Below are 12,568 nucleotides of genomic sequence, written 5' to 3'. Positions count from 1 at the left end.
GTCGAGACTTCTCGTCGCGTGGACGAGCACCTCCGAGCGACGCCCTGGTTATCTCTCGTGATATTTAGAGGGGTTGAATCATTAGGGAAGCGGTAAAAGATCGTTTTATGGCACAGAATGCCCATAAAGAAACGGATCTGTACACCATGGAGTACGACGAGGAGATCGATGCCGTCGTCTTTTACTGGGAAGCGTTCTCGACGGGGGAACAGTTTCGTGACGGGGCAAACGACCTCCTTGCGTTCATCAAAGAGCAGGACGCCCGGAAACTGATCGTGAACACGCGTGGGATCAAAGCACACAACGAAGAGGACCAACAGTGGCTCTTAGGGGAGTGGTTACCGAAGGTCATCGACGCCGGCATCGAGTACGACGTCACCGTCCATCGAGACAGCGTGATCTCCCAGATGGACATGGAGGAGTTCTACGAGGAGATGTCCGATCTCGATTTCGAGAGCATGGTGACCGCCGACATGGACGAAGCCCGCGAGTGGATCGCCGAACGATGAGTGTCTGCTGATTCCGGTTCCTTCGTCACCGCTCGCCCGTTCCGAGGCCTCCCTGCGGTCGGCCTCGCTGTTCGCGGTTCCTTCGTCACCGCTCACCTGTTCGAGGTCTCGCTCCCGTCGGTCGCTCGACCTCGCTACCGCCGTTCGCGTAACTCCGCCCGAAGGTCCGTCAAATCCATGTCGTTCATCGAAAGCAACACGAGCAGATGATAGACGATGTCGGCGCTCTCGTGGGCGATCTCCTCGTGATCGTCGTCCTTGGCAGCGAGAATCAGTTCCGTTGACTCTTCGCCTAACTTCTCCAGGACGGCGTTCTCGCCCTTTTCGTGGGCGAACAGCGACGCTGTATAGGAGTCTTCGGGCAACGTCTCCTTGCGGTCCTCGATCACCGCGAACAGTTCGTCGAGTATCGCCTCGTCGTCGGTCATGCCAGAGTCCACGCGTGGCCGGCCCCTAAGCGCGTCGAAGCGACCGTCCAAGCGTCACGGCGGACGATCACGACCTACGTGCCGTATCCCTCAGCCTCGATCGGCCCGCTGAAGACGCCATAGAGGAACTTGAAGTACCACAGCACGACGACGAGGACAGGGAACCCGAGGACGGTTGTGAGGTTGAGTGCCAGCGGCGAGACCACGGCATCGCTCACCGTCAGCCCCGTCGCGGGATAGATCGTCGGATACAGCAACAGCGCGACGAGGACGCTCAGCAACGTGGGCAGGGCGAGCGCGCTCGCGAGCCACGCCCGATAGCGATCGCGGAGGGCGAGGACGATGCCACCGAGACCCGCGATGACGGAGAGGGCGACGATGCCGATCCCGGGAGCCGAGAGGATCGTCCCGGCGGCTCCCCCGGCGTCAGTCCAGATCACGACCGCGAGCAAGACCACCACGCCACCGAGATAGGCGATCGTCGCGAGTATCCCGAGATCGCGCATCTCTTCGGCCAGCGCGGGGCCGGTCTTGGCTGCCAGGAACGCCGCGCCGGTGGCCGCCGAAACGGCCACCAGGCCGACGCCGGTCAGGATCGCGGGCAGCGAGAGCGCCCCCACACTGAACACCCACGAGCCGGCGAGCACGCCGAACAGGAACGGGGCGAGTACACTCCCACCGACGAAAGAGTAGTCACAGGCTCGTCGCCACTGTTCGTCCTCGCGTTGCTCGCGCAACTCCGGACCGACACCGCGAAACAGCAAGGCGAGGACGAATCCGAGCGCGATCAGGTAGTTGTCGGCCAGCAGTCGAGAGTAGACGTCCGGGAACGCCGCCAGCAACATCGTCCCGAAGGCGATCAGCCACACCTCGTTGGCGTCCCAGATCGGTCCGAACGCCGCGAGCATCGTCTCACGGTCGTGGTCGTCGTCACGGGTCGCATACAACATCCCGATCCCGAAGTCCAAACCGTCCAATACGACGTACATCGCCAGCGCGAACATTACCACCCCGAACCAGATCTCCGGCAGCGATGGGTGGAGATACCTATCGACCGGAATCACCAGTGGCTCAATCATCGCTTGCCACCTCCGGAAGCGGGCCGTACCAGTGATCGTCCGCGGACTCCTCGACGCCGAGGTCGCGGAGTTCATCCTCGATCAGCCACCGCAGGACGTACAGCGCAGCTAGCACCAGACCGATATAAATGACGACGAACGCGACCAGGCTCGTGGTCGCCTCTGCCGAGGACAGCGTTGTCGAGACAGCCTCGCTCGTCGTGAGTACGTCCTGGATCACCCACGGCTGGCGGCCGATCTCCGTGACGTACCAGCCGGTGAGCAGGGCGGCGAAACCCAGCGGCGAGGCGGCGATCATCGCCCGCAAATAGCGTTTGCTGTCGGCGAGTCGGCCGCGGTAGGTGAGATAGCCACCCCAGAACGCCAGGGCGATGAACAGGAACCCGAGTCCGACCATGATCCGGAACGACCAGAACACGAGCGGCACTGGCGGGTTCTGTTCGTACTCGTCGAGGCCTTTCACGACCGCGTCGAAGTCACCCCCGCTGGCGAGGAACGAGCCGACTCTCGGAAGGCTGATCGCGAAGAGGTTCTCCTCGCTCGGGTTCATGATCGCGTCGGGGCTCGTCGGGATCGCAAAGAGGTGTAGGTCCGCCGTCCCCGTCTCGTAGTGGGCCTCCATGGCGGCGAACTTCTGTGGCTGGGTGTTCTCGACGTGACGACCGTAGGCGTCGCCGTGGACCGCCTGCAGCGGCGCGGCGACGATCAAAATCAGGATGGCGATCTTCAGCGCCGTGTTCCAGGCTTTCGCGTTACGTTTCTTCCAGACGATGTAGGCGGCGACACCGGCGACCAGTAGCGCCACGGAGATCACCGACGCGTTGATCATGTGCACGTACATCCAGGGGAGTCGCGGGTTGAGAAACGCCGCGATGGGGTCGGTCAGCTTCGCGACTTCCATCCCGTTGCGCGTGATCATCTCGTAGCCCTGGGGGGTCTGCATCCAGGCATTGACGACCAGGATCCAGAAACCCGACAGCCACGCGCCAAAGCCGACCAGCACCGATGAGAGGACGTACGTCCGGTCGCTGACCTTCTCGCGACCGAACAACAACACACCGAGGAAAACCGCTTCGAGGAAGAACGCCATCTTCGCCTCGAAGGCCAGCGGACCGCCGATCAACTCGCCCGCGACCGCCGAGAACTGCGGGAAGTTCGTCCCGAACTGGAAGCTCATCGGGATCCCGGTGACCGTCCCCATGACGAACCCGACGGCGAAGACCTTCAGCCAGAACGACCGCAACCGACTGAAGCGCTCCGTGTCGGTCCTGACGTCTTTCCACGTGAAGTAGACGATGAACGGCGCGAGCCCGATCGAGAGGGCCGCAAAGAGAATGTGAACGCTGATCGTCCACCCGAACTGGACTCGACTTGCGAACTCGGCTGGCAGGAACAACACCCATCCATCCAGCGCCGGTCCGGCCCCGAACGCACCCTCGAGTATCTGGCTAGCTACGTGCATTCGTTTGGGGGCGGGTTCGAACTACCGGACCGATAAGACAGCGGTTTTCTCCCATCGATCGAGAATTGCCGAAAATATTTTTATGTTTGGGCGAACTGTATTTTCTGAAGCGGCAAAAGTCGAGGGTAATTGATCGCGTCGTCAGCCGCCCGGGATACGTGATCCGAACGTCCTCCACCGGGGGCGCCGTCTAATCGAAGAAGGCGAGGTCGTGGATCCGGTGGTCGCCAGTCAGTTCCGGGTGGAAAGACGTCCCAACGACGGGACCGTCACGGACCGCGACCGGCCGGTCTTCCCAGGTGGCGAGGATCTCGGCGTCGCCCACCTCACTGATGACGGGCGCGCGGATGAACACCGCGTGGAAGGGGTCGTCAAGCCCATCGACGTCGAGCGGGGCTTCGAAACTATCCTTCTGGCGGCCGAAGGCGTTGCGCTGGACGCGGATGTCCAGCAGATCGAGCGTCTCGATCCGGTCGTCGCCGGCGTCGTTCGCAGCGACGATCAGCCCGGCACAGGTAGCGAGGACGGGCTTGCCCGCGGCGACGTGCTCGCGGATCTCGGAAGCGATCCCCTCGCGGTGGATCAGCCGGGAGATCGTCGTCGATTCGCCCCCGGGCATCAAAAGCACGTCACACTCCCCGACGAGCCCGGACTCGCGGATCTCGATGACTTCGGCGGCCTCGCCGTGGCTGGCGGCGGCCTCGATGACGGCCTCGGCGTGTTCGCTGACGTCCCCTTGGACGGCGACGACACCGGCGGTGATGGCCATACTACGGCTTGCCGATCGAACGCGAAAAAGCTCTCCCTTCGGGTCGTCGACGACCGGGAACTACGGTGGGCTCAGACGACCGGTTCGAGCCCGAACTGTTCGGCAAGCTTCCGGCCGGCAGCCAGCCCACTATCGAGTGCGGCGTGGGCTTGGCCGACGCCGGCCACCCAGTCCCCGGCGACCGCGAGATCGTACTCGAGGGTTCTATCACACAGCGACGCTTCGGGACCCCCGGACGGCAGTCCGCGACCCCAGCGGTGGTGGTCCCACCAGTCCGGTTCCCGCAGACGGTCGTCCCCGACCAGCGGGGCGACGCGGTGGGCGACCTCCAGAGCGGTCTCCTGGGGGCGAGCGCCAGCGTTAGCGGCCGACCAGAGGGTGCCAAGCTGGACAGTCAACAACGACTCACCGTCGGGAACGTGCCCGGGTTTGCACTCCTGGCGGCCGAGCCAGACGACGTCGCTGGCACGCTCGACGCTGACCAGGCCGTAGTAGGACACGTCGAGTTCGAAAGGATAGTGTAACGCAACGACGTCGACGGGTTGATGCGGGACGTCAGCGGCGACGTCCGCCAGTCGCCGCCGGACGGGAGCGTCCCAGTTAGCGGCTTCCAGCAGGACTGCCGTCGCGGCGGCCGGCGTCGCGAGTACGATCGCATCGAAACGTCGGCTGTCGCGCCCGGTCGAGACGACCCACTCACCGTCGTCGCAGGCGAGTCCGGTGACGGTCGCGCCCTCTTCGACATCTGCGCCGGCCGCCTCGAGAACGGCCCAGACGATGCCGTCGATGCCGTTCTCGCCGCTCCAGCGTGTGAATTCGTCGGGTCGGTCGGTGATCGTCCCGTCGGCCTCGAACTGGTGGATCGGCTCGGGAATCTCGATCAATGTATCACCAACAACGGCTTTGACCAGTTCGGCGCGGTCGTCGTCGGCCAGCCGGAGGTGATCCGCGCCGTGATCGTAGACACACCCCTCGCGACGGCGACTCGCCAGTCGCCCGCCCACCGACCGGGACTCGAGGACGCTTACCTCGACGTCCTCGGGAAGCGCGTAGGCGGTCCCGGCACCGGCGATGCCCCCACCGACGACGCAGACCGACCGTGGCATGGGCGTGACTTGGGCCGCCATCGTTTAAATCCGGGTGACGTCCGGTATCGCTCGCGGGGATCGCCGGTAGACACTTGTCGCCGCCGGCCGGACGGACTCGCATGGACCGCCGCGATCCGATCCAGGCCGTCGCAGACGACTCGCTGGATCTACAGGACATCGTCGAGTGGGACCCCCGGAGTCGTCTCGACCGGGTCGCCGTGATCGTCTATCACGTACTGTTGGCGCTCGCGCGTTCGGCTGTCGTGGCGCTGGCCGCGTTGATCCTCGTCGTGCAAGTGGTCCTCGGTGGCCTGGGGACCGTGACCGATCCGGCGATCGGTACGTTGACCGTTCTCTCGGCCGTTCCCGCCCTCGCGTTGGCGGTGTACGTCTGGCGAGCCGACGTGACGACTGGCGAACCCCTGTCCCTGCTCGTGGCTACCTTCCTGCTCGGCGTGTTGTTCGCGGGCTTCGCCGGGATCGTCAACTCCCTGCTGGAGCCGGTGTTCGTCGGATCGGCCGCGCTGGTCGGCGTCCCCGCCCTCGGGATGGTCGCGATGTTTTTCGTCGTCGTCGGTCCCGTCGAGGAGGGCGTGAAACTTCTTGCGGTTCGCTTACACGCCTTCCGGGACGGCCGCTTCGACGCAGTGATCGACGGCGCCGTCTACGGGGCCATCGCCGGACTCGGGTTCGCCACGATCGAGAACACCCTCTACATCACCGCACAGACGTCTGCCCAGGGCGGGTTACAGACACTCGCGGGCGGCAGTGGGATCGCGACTGTCCGGGCGCTCGCCGGCCCAGGCCACGTCATTTACTCGGCGATCGCGGGTTACTACCTCGGGCTGGCGAAGTTCAATCCCGACGACGCCGGCCCGATCGTCGTCAAGGGCCTGCTGATCGCCGCATTGGTTCACGGTGGGTACAACGCACTGGTCTCGTTCGTCCCCTTCGGCGTGGCAAACGCCTTCGGGATCGGCCCCTTCGTCGCCCTCGTCGGGTTCGTGATCGTCTACGACGGCCTGTTACTGACGTTCCTGCTCGGCAAATTGCGCGCCTACCGACGGGCCTACCTGGCGACACGACCAGACCCGGATCGCTCGGTCGAGTCCGAATTGACCGAGTTCGATCCGTGAATCGCTGACGTTGGTCTTTTTACCGTTGGAACGGTACGGACCTCCATGGCTTCGGGGATACTGGAGATGATCGGGCAGGCCGGGACGGTCGTCATCGTCGCCCCGATCGTCGTGATCGCGCTGGATTTCCTCGCCAGCGGCCGACTCCTCGGGGGGCTCGCGTTTCTGGGAATCGTCGGCCTGATCTTCGCTATCGAACGCTACATCGTCACGTTCGGTGATCTACTCGAACGGGGGCTCGGCGGTCTCGTTGAACGGATCGTGAAAACCGACTCGACTGACGACGATTGAGACCACTGAAGTTCGCCGGAAAACGAGCGCTGACTCGCAACGCGATCAGTGATTCTCGTTGTACGCGTCGACCAGATCCTGCATCGACTGCTTGGCGTCGCCAAAGAGCATGCTCGTGTTGTCGTTGGCAAACAGCGGATTCGGGATTCCCGAGAAGCCCGGCGAGAGGCTGCGCTTGTTGACGATCACCGACCGGGCCTCCCAGACTTCCAGGACCGGCATCCCGGCGATCGGACTCCCCTCGTCTTCCTTGGCCGAGGGGTTGACCACGTCGTTCGCGCCGGTGATGATCACCACGTCCGTCTGGGAGAACGTGGGGTTGACTTGCTCTAACTCGCGCATCTTCTCGTAGTCGACGTCCGCTTCGGCGAGCAGGGCGTTCATGTGTCCGGGCATCCGGCCGGCGACGGGGTGGATGCCGAACTCGACGTCGACGCCGTTCTCTTCGAGCAGGTCGGCCAGTTCCGCGACGGCGTGTTGGGCCTGGGCGACCGCCATTCCGTAGCCGGGGACGATGACGACGCGCTCGGCAGCGTCGAGCATCATCTCGACTTCTTCGGGGGAGGTCTCGGTGATATTGCCCTCGTAGATGTCCTCCATGTCCTCGTCGCTCCCCTCGGCCATGCTGCCAAAGAGGACGTTCGTCAGCGTGCGGTTCATCGACTCACACATGATGAAGGTGAGGATGAGTCCGGCCGCGCCGACAAGCGTCCCGGCGACGATCAGCGCCGTGTTGTCCAGAACGAACCCTGTCGTTGCGGCGGCCAGTCCCGACATGGAGTTCAACAGCGCGATCACGACCGGCATGTCCGCGCCCCCGATCGGATACACCAGCAGGATGCCGAAGATCGCCGCGGCGGCGACCAACACCCAGTAGGCAGGCAGCCAACCGGCCAGGGGCGCTTCGCCGAGCAATCCAGTTTGAACCATCAGGAAGAGCCCGGCAAGTACCGCGCCGGCGAAGAAGACGACCTGTAGGATCTGGTTCGTCCGCCCCTCGATCGGCGAGTCTCCGACCAGCCCGTGGAGTTTCCCCGCGGCGACGAGGCTCCCAAAGAAGGTGACCGTCCCGACGATCCCCGCGATCGCCGCCGTGGTGGTCAGTTCGAGTCCGAGCCCACCCCCGGTCGCGTCGACGAGTTCGGCACCGGCCACAAGCGTCGATGCTCCGCCGCCAAAGCCGTTGAACAGCCCGACGAGCTGGGGCATCTCGGTCGTCTCGACGCTGACCGCGAGCCAGGTGCCGACCGCTCCGCCGATCAAAAGCGAGACAGCCAGCAGTGCCGGCGAGAGGATCTCGAAATAGAGGACCGTCGCGACGACAGCCAGGAACATCCCGCCCGAGGAGGTGAGGTTTCCTCGCGTGGCCGTCCGGGGATGGGTCATGTCCCGTAGCCCCTGGATGAAGAAGATCGCCGCGACCAGATAGGCGAGTTCGAGCGCCGACGGGGGCAGGTGTCCGAGAACGCCGTCGGCCATTCAGCGCCCACCCCGGTTGAACTGCGAGAGCATGAAGTGACTCACGAGGTACCCGCCGACGACGTTGATCGTCGCCATCACGACCGCCAGTACCCCGAGCACCGTCGCCAGCGTCGTCTCACCCGAGCCAGCGACGAGTACGGAACCGATGAGCGTGATCCCGGAGATAGCGTTCGCCCCGGACATCAGCGGCGTATGGAGGTTCGTGGGGATCTTCGTGATGATCTCGTAGCCCAAGAACGCCGCCAGGACGAACAGTGTGAGGTTAGTGACGAGACTCACGCCGACTCACCTCCGTCAGTAGCGTCGTCGTCAGCTTCCTCAGGCTGTCCGTCCCCGTTCGATTCACTATCGTCCGCCTCGCTATCGTCGCGGTGGGGGTTCCGAACGGTCCCGTCGTGGGTCAGCAGCGTGGCGTCGACGATTTCGTCGTCAGTGTCGACGGTCAGTTCGCCGTCTTCGAGCATGTTCTCGATGAAATTCACCAGGTTGTTGGCGTAGAGTTGACTCGCCGTTCGGGGGACCGTCGCCGGGAGGTTCGTCGGCCCGAGGACGGTCACGCCCTCGTGATCGACCCGCTGGTCGGGCCTGGTCGGATCGCAGTTCCCGCCGCCGTCGGCCGCCAGGTCGATCACAACGGAGCCGTCGTCCATCGCAGCGATCGCCTCATCGGTGACGAGTCGGGGCGCCTCACCGCTTGCGACCGCTGCGGTCGTGATCAGCGCGTCCGACTCGGCGACGACTTCGCCGAGTTGGTCGCGTTGCTTGCGGTAGAACTCCTCGTCCTGTTCGACGGCGTGGCCCTCCTCGTCCGATGCGTCGTCGGTGTGGACATCGAGTTCGACGAACTCCGCGCCGACACTCGTGATCTCCTCTGCGGCCTCCGGCCGGATGTCGTAGGCACTCACCGACGCGCCCAGCCGGTCGGCCGTCGAGATAGCCTGCAGACCGGCGACGCCGGCCCCGATGACGAACACCTCCGCGGGCTGGACCGTCCCGGCGGCGGTCATCTGCATCGGGACCATCCGGTCGAGTTGCTCGGCGGCCTGGACGGCGGCCTTGTAGCCAGCGACGTTGGCCTGCGAGGAGTTGGCGTCCATACTCTGGGCGCGGGAAATCCGCGGGACGAGTTCGATCGCCAGGGCCGTGACACCGCCCTCGGCCAGCGTTTTCTGGGTCGCGTCGTCGATCCCGAACGGACCGAGCATCCCGACGACGACCTGTCCCTCACGGTACTGTGTGGGGTCGGGATCGTCGACGGCGCCCAGCGCCGTGACCTCGAAGACGACTTCGGCATCCGCGAGGACGCTCTCGCGGTCGTCGCGGATCTCACAGCCCGCCTCGCGGTAGGCCACATCGTCCCAGCCAGCCCCCTCGCCAGCGCCGGACTCGACGTGTACCTCGTGGTCGACCTCGATGAGGTCCTCGGCGACAGCCGGCGTCATCGCGACGCGCGTCTCAGGTTCGCGTGCGGCCGGGACGCCGACGATCATAGCCCCTCCGTCGACCGACGGCGTCCGGATACCCTCTCCACGGACCCTCCGATCCGACGTGTAATGACGTAGTTCAACATAGACTGTCGGGTAGCGGATCCACTGCTCTCGTGGTATTATGACTTTCGCAAAAAATGCGTCAACCGAAACGAATAGTTCAACTTTTTCCGGTAACGCAAGCCGTAGGCTCGACCGTTTACCCGATCCGGTCACCGGCCGCCAGGTACTCCTCGATCAGCGGCGGGAACGACCGCCCGCGAAGATAACGGAGGCCGAAGTCCTCCGCCCAGTTGATGATCCCAGTGTCCTCGGTGACGACGCCAGCGTCCAGTTCCCGCGCCAGGATCAGCAGGTCGAAGTCCTCACGGGAGTCAAGCACCCCCTGCCGGAGCGCCCGCCGGTATTCGTCCCGCAGATCGGAGATGACCTTGTCCACCTCGCTCATGTGCTCGTGGTCTGGTTCCTTTCGGGACTGTTCGGCCTTCCGGACGGCTTTCTCGGAGACGCGAAGCCCCCGGTTGACCCGGTCACTCATCTCGTCGATGAACCCGTAGACGATCTCGGCGGGGATCATCACCTCGTACTGGGCCGGACTCTTCGTGATGACCCACGTGTTCAGCTTCTCGATCGTCTCCTCGCCGACGTCGCGCTCCTCCAGCATCGTCGTCAGTTCCTCGTTGATCGAGGGCGGCATGTAACAGGAGATGTTGTGTTCGAGTTTCGCCTCCGCAACGAGGTCAAGTAACCGTTCGACGGCCGCCTCCAGGTCCTCGTCTTCGGTGCGAATTTCCGGAGTGATGAACACCGAGGTATCGAGGACGAACCGTTGTTTGAGCGGGTTCTCGGACATAAAGGGACTTGTGTGGCCTCCGGCAAAGGTTCTCCGCCGGCTTCCGAACTGAAGCAGACAACCGCGAAACGGGATGTCCGGGAGCGACAGAAACAATTGACGTCGACGAATACCGCGCGTAGAGAGAGCGTGGTGTCGATCCCGGACGGATGGATCACGATACTCGCACGATTCCGGAGCGTGGGGGTGGTGGTAGCGGCGTCGACGCTCGGGATCGCGGTGCCGGGCCCCGGATCGGGGCTCGAACCGCTCGTCGGACCCCTCGTTGCGATGCTGGTCTACACGTCGATCAGAGCGGCCGACGTCGGGGACGTACTGGAGAGGCCGTGGTGGCTCGTGAGTGCCGGACTGATCGGGACCTTCCTGGCGCTTCCGGTCGTCGCGTTCGGAGTGGGGCGGGCAGTCCTCCCCCCGGCGGCGCTGGCTGGCGTCGTCGTCGTGACCGCAGGACCCACGACGACCGGGAGCGCGCTGGTCTGGGCGCGGCTCAGTGACGCGGATGTCGTCCTGACGGCCGGCATCACATTCGTCACCCTCTTTCTCGCGCCGGTTGTCACGCCGTTGGTCATCACCGGGTTGCTCGGAACGGGCGTCTCGCTGTCCCCTGTTTCGTTGCTGATCGAAGTGGCACTCGTCGTCGCGGGCGGGTTCGTGCTCGCCTGGATCGTGCCGGCGGGCACGGTCGGCGAGCGAGGACTGGACCGCCTCTCGCTGGCCGTCATCGGGACCTTGGTGTACGTGGGGATCGCGACCAGCCCGTTCGGGACGGCCGTCCCGGCCGACGTCGGGCGCGTCGCGGTGGTGGCACTGTGCGTGACGGTGCTCGTGCTCGGGGCGGCGACGGGGGCGGCCGCCATCCCCGGCGTCGGTTCAGCGCGGGGCCGCGCACTGTTCTTCGCCACCGGACTGAAGAACCTCGGCGTCGCCGTCGTCGTAAGCGGGGCACTCCAGGCCGAGGGCGTCGTCGTGGCCGTCGTCACGTACTACGTCATCCAGCAACTCGTCGCGGGGCTGGTCGTGGCCCGATCCTGACTCATTGGCATGTGTTACCGGGAACCATATCGGTTTTAGGGACGACTGCCAGTCCGGACGTATGACGTATGTCGCGGTCTGGGTGCCGCGCTCTATCGCTCATTACACGGAATTCAAACGGGAACTGGGGGACGGGCCGATCGTCGATCCGCGGATCGTGGTCCCGTGTCGGGTTAGAAACTGGATCGACGACGGCGACCGCTTCGCCGGGGACACGATCCGATTCACGCTCGAACTTGGAGCCAGGAACCTCCGCGAGGTGCCACCGGAAACGGATCGATTCGACGGGGTGAACCGGGACGGCGGTCGCGATTTCCGGCCCCCAACGGAGACCGGGGATCCGTTCGAGATCGAGGGATTGCCGGCGAGTGGCTGGGACACCGAGAACCCGATCGCGTGTCGCTACACCGTCATCGGGACCCTGATAGCGGAGGTCCCGGACGACCGAGATGCCGACGATGTCCTGCGGATCGTCGAATCGCTGTACCGTCACATCGCCCGTACTGAGTGGACGGTACTGGGCGAGCAACTCGACCTGGATGACATCCCCGTCGGGACCGCGGTGGTGGAGACGGACGCCTACGACAGGAACGCCGTCTTCAGCCAGGTCTGTCACGACTTCCTCTCACAGTGTATCCGGAAGACCAGGGACTTCGATCCGGGCACGGACGAGAGCGAAATCTCCGACCTGCTCCAGCGCGTCGAGCAGACCGAGGCCGGATACGCCTACGCCGTCGAAAAGTGGGATCTGGACGATCCCGAACTCGGCCAGCACATCGATTACGCCAAGGAGATCGTGGGGATGCTGTTCAAGAATATCGAGATCACGTCCGAGCAACACCGACAGCGCCAGCTCACGACGATCCAGGTCCTGGCTTTCCTGGGAACTTTACTCATCATCGGGATCGGTCTGTTCCGGCTCGCCATCCGGATGAACGTGCTGTCCCTGTGA

14 protein-coding genes are annotated in these 12,568 nt (G+C 64.5%); 5 read left to right on the top strand and 9 right to left on the bottom strand.

What is annotated here, in order from left to right:
• The first annotated feature begins 107 nt into the window (after positions 1-107).
• Entirely contained in the window at positions 108-509 is a 402-nt protein-coding gene (locus E3374_RS07390) for a hypothetical protein (protein ID WP_136688439.1), read from the top strand.
• 134 nt (positions 510-643) lie between these two features.
• Here E3374_RS07390 and hisE read toward each other — a convergent pair whose 3' ends face one another.
• From hisE to E3374_RS07365, 5 genes are all read right to left on the bottom strand, one after another.
• Complete coding sequence (gene hisE / locus E3374_RS07385) at positions 644-937, bottom strand: phosphoribosyl-ATP diphosphatase (protein ID WP_136688438.1); 294 nt, start codon at positions 935-937, stop codon at positions 644-646.
• Between the two features lie 74 nt (positions 938-1,011).
• Positions 1,012-2,016: a cytochrome d ubiquinol oxidase subunit II gene (locus tag E3374_RS07380; RefSeq protein ID WP_211194927.1), complete on the bottom strand. Its 1,005-nt coding sequence runs from the start codon at positions 2,014-2,016 to the stop codon at positions 1,012-1,014.
• Positions 2,009-3,478: a cytochrome ubiquinol oxidase subunit I gene (locus E3374_RS07375; RefSeq protein WP_136688437.1), complete on the bottom strand. Its 1,470-nt coding sequence runs from the start codon at positions 3,476-3,478 to the stop codon at positions 2,009-2,011. Before E3374_RS07375 ends, E3374_RS07380 begins: the two co-directional genes overlap by 8 nt.
• Before the next feature lie 190 nt (positions 3,479-3,668).
• Positions 3,669-4,247, bottom strand: a complete 579-nt coding sequence (gene pdxT / locus E3374_RS07370; RefSeq protein WP_136688436.1) for a pyridoxal 5'-phosphate synthase glutaminase subunit PdxT — start codon at positions 4,245-4,247, stop codon at positions 3,669-3,671.
• Positions 4,248-4,318: 71 nt separating this feature from the next.
• Positions 4,319-5,353: an NAD(P)/FAD-dependent oxidoreductase gene (locus E3374_RS07365; RefSeq protein WP_169051801.1), complete on the bottom strand. Its 1,035-nt coding sequence runs from the start codon at positions 5,351-5,353 to the stop codon at positions 4,319-4,321.
• Positions 5,354-5,454: 101 nt separating this feature from the next.
• Here E3374_RS07365 and E3374_RS07360 point away from each other — a divergent pair, with 101 nt between their 5' ends.
• Positions 5,455-6,471: a PrsW family intramembrane metalloprotease gene (locus tag E3374_RS07360; protein WP_136688434.1), complete on the top strand. Its 1,017-nt coding sequence runs from the start codon at positions 5,455-5,457 to the stop codon at positions 6,469-6,471.
• A 45-nt stretch (positions 6,472-6,516) separates the two neighbouring features.
• Positions 6,517-6,762: a DUF7533 family protein gene (locus tag E3374_RS07355; protein WP_136688433.1), complete on the top strand. Its 246-nt coding sequence runs from the start codon at positions 6,517-6,519 to the stop codon at positions 6,760-6,762.
• Between the two features lie 45 nt (positions 6,763-6,807).
• Here the strand turns inward: E3374_RS07355 and E3374_RS07350 are convergent, their stop codons facing one another.
• From E3374_RS07350 to E3374_RS07335, 4 genes are all read right to left on the bottom strand, one after another.
• Complete coding sequence (locus tag E3374_RS07350) at positions 6,808-8,241, bottom strand: NAD(P)(+) transhydrogenase (Re/Si-specific) subunit beta (protein ID WP_136688432.1); 1,434 nt, start codon at positions 8,239-8,241, stop codon at positions 6,808-6,810.
• Complete coding sequence (locus E3374_RS07345) at positions 8,242-8,523, bottom strand: NAD(P) transhydrogenase subunit alpha (RefSeq protein ID WP_135664000.1); 282 nt, start codon at positions 8,521-8,523, stop codon at positions 8,242-8,244.
• Positions 8,520-9,734 (bottom strand): NAD(P) transhydrogenase subunit alpha, encoded by a 1,215-nt coding sequence (locus E3374_RS07340; RefSeq protein WP_136688431.1) that lies wholly within the window; start codon positions 9,732-9,734, stop codon positions 8,520-8,522. Before E3374_RS07340 ends, E3374_RS07345 begins: the two co-directional genes overlap by 4 nt.
• A gap of 196 nt (positions 9,735-9,930) precedes the next feature.
• On the bottom strand, positions 9,931-10,584 hold the full coding sequence (locus E3374_RS07335; protein ID WP_136688430.1) for an RNA ligase partner protein: 654 nt from the start codon (positions 10,582-10,584) through the stop codon (positions 9,931-9,933).
• 132 nt (positions 10,585-10,716) lie between these two features.
• On the opposite strand from E3374_RS07335, the gene E3374_RS07330 reads away from it, so the two are divergent.
• Positions 10,717-11,616, top strand: a complete 900-nt coding sequence (locus E3374_RS07330) for a bile acid:sodium symporter family protein (RefSeq protein ID WP_136688429.1) — start codon at positions 10,717-10,719, stop codon at positions 11,614-11,616.
• Between the two features lie 61 nt (positions 11,617-11,677).
• Positions 11,678-12,568 carry a hypothetical protein gene (locus tag E3374_RS07325; protein ID WP_136688428.1) on the top strand — a complete coding sequence of 297 codons (891 nt, stop codon included), beginning with the start codon at positions 11,678-11,680 and terminating at the stop codon, positions 12,566-12,568.

Source organism: Halorhabdus amylolytica (genome assembly GCF_004944975.1).
Lineage (GTDB): Archaea > Halobacteriota > Halobacteria > Halobacteriales > Haloarculaceae > Halorhabdus > Halorhabdus amylolytica.
Note: the sequence above shows the minus strand (reverse complement) of the source record. Positions and strands in the feature narration are given on the sequence as shown.

Excerpts from the sequence above, each read along its gene's own strand:
- E3374_RS07375 (WP_136688437.1), bottom strand. The coding sequence starts at position 3,478 with ATGCACGTAGCTAGCCAGATACTCGAGGGTGCGTTCGGGGCCGGACCG.
- E3374_RS07390 (WP_136688439.1), top strand. The coding sequence starts at position 108 with ATGGCACAGAATGCCCATAAAGAAACGGATCTGTACACCATGGAGTAC.
- E3374_RS07365 (WP_169051801.1), bottom strand. The coding sequence starts at position 5,353 with ATGCCACGGTCGGTCTGCGTCGTCGGTGGGGGCATCGCCGGTGCCGGG.
- pdxT (WP_136688436.1), bottom strand. The coding sequence starts at position 4,247 with ATGGCCATCACCGCCGGTGTCGTCGCCGTCCAAGGGGACGTCAGCGAA.
- E3374_RS07325 (WP_136688428.1), top strand. The coding sequence starts at position 11,678 with ATGACGTATGTCGCGGTCTGGGTGCCGCGCTCTATCGCTCATTACACG.
- E3374_RS07335 (WP_136688430.1), bottom strand. The coding sequence starts at position 10,584 with ATGTCCGAGAACCCGCTCAAACAACGGTTCGTCCTCGATACCTCGGTG.
- E3374_RS07360 (WP_136688434.1), top strand. The coding sequence starts at position 5,455 with ATGGACCGCCGCGATCCGATCCAGGCCGTCGCAGACGACTCGCTGGAT.
- E3374_RS07340 (WP_136688431.1), bottom strand. The coding sequence starts at position 9,734 with ATGATCGTCGGCGTCCCGGCCGCACGCGAACCTGAGACGCGCGTCGCG.
- hisE (WP_136688438.1), bottom strand. The coding sequence starts at position 937 with ATGACCGACGACGAGGCGATACTCGACGAACTGTTCGCGGTGATCGAG.
- E3374_RS07350 (WP_136688432.1), bottom strand. The coding sequence starts at position 8,241 with ATGGCCGACGGCGTTCTCGGACACCTGCCCCCGTCGGCGCTCGAACTC.
- E3374_RS07380 (WP_211194927.1), bottom strand. The coding sequence starts at position 2,016 with ATGATTGAGCCACTGGTGATTCCGGTCGATAGGTATCTCCACCCATCG.
- E3374_RS07355 (WP_136688433.1), top strand. The coding sequence starts at position 6,517 with ATGGCTTCGGGGATACTGGAGATGATCGGGCAGGCCGGGACGGTCGTC.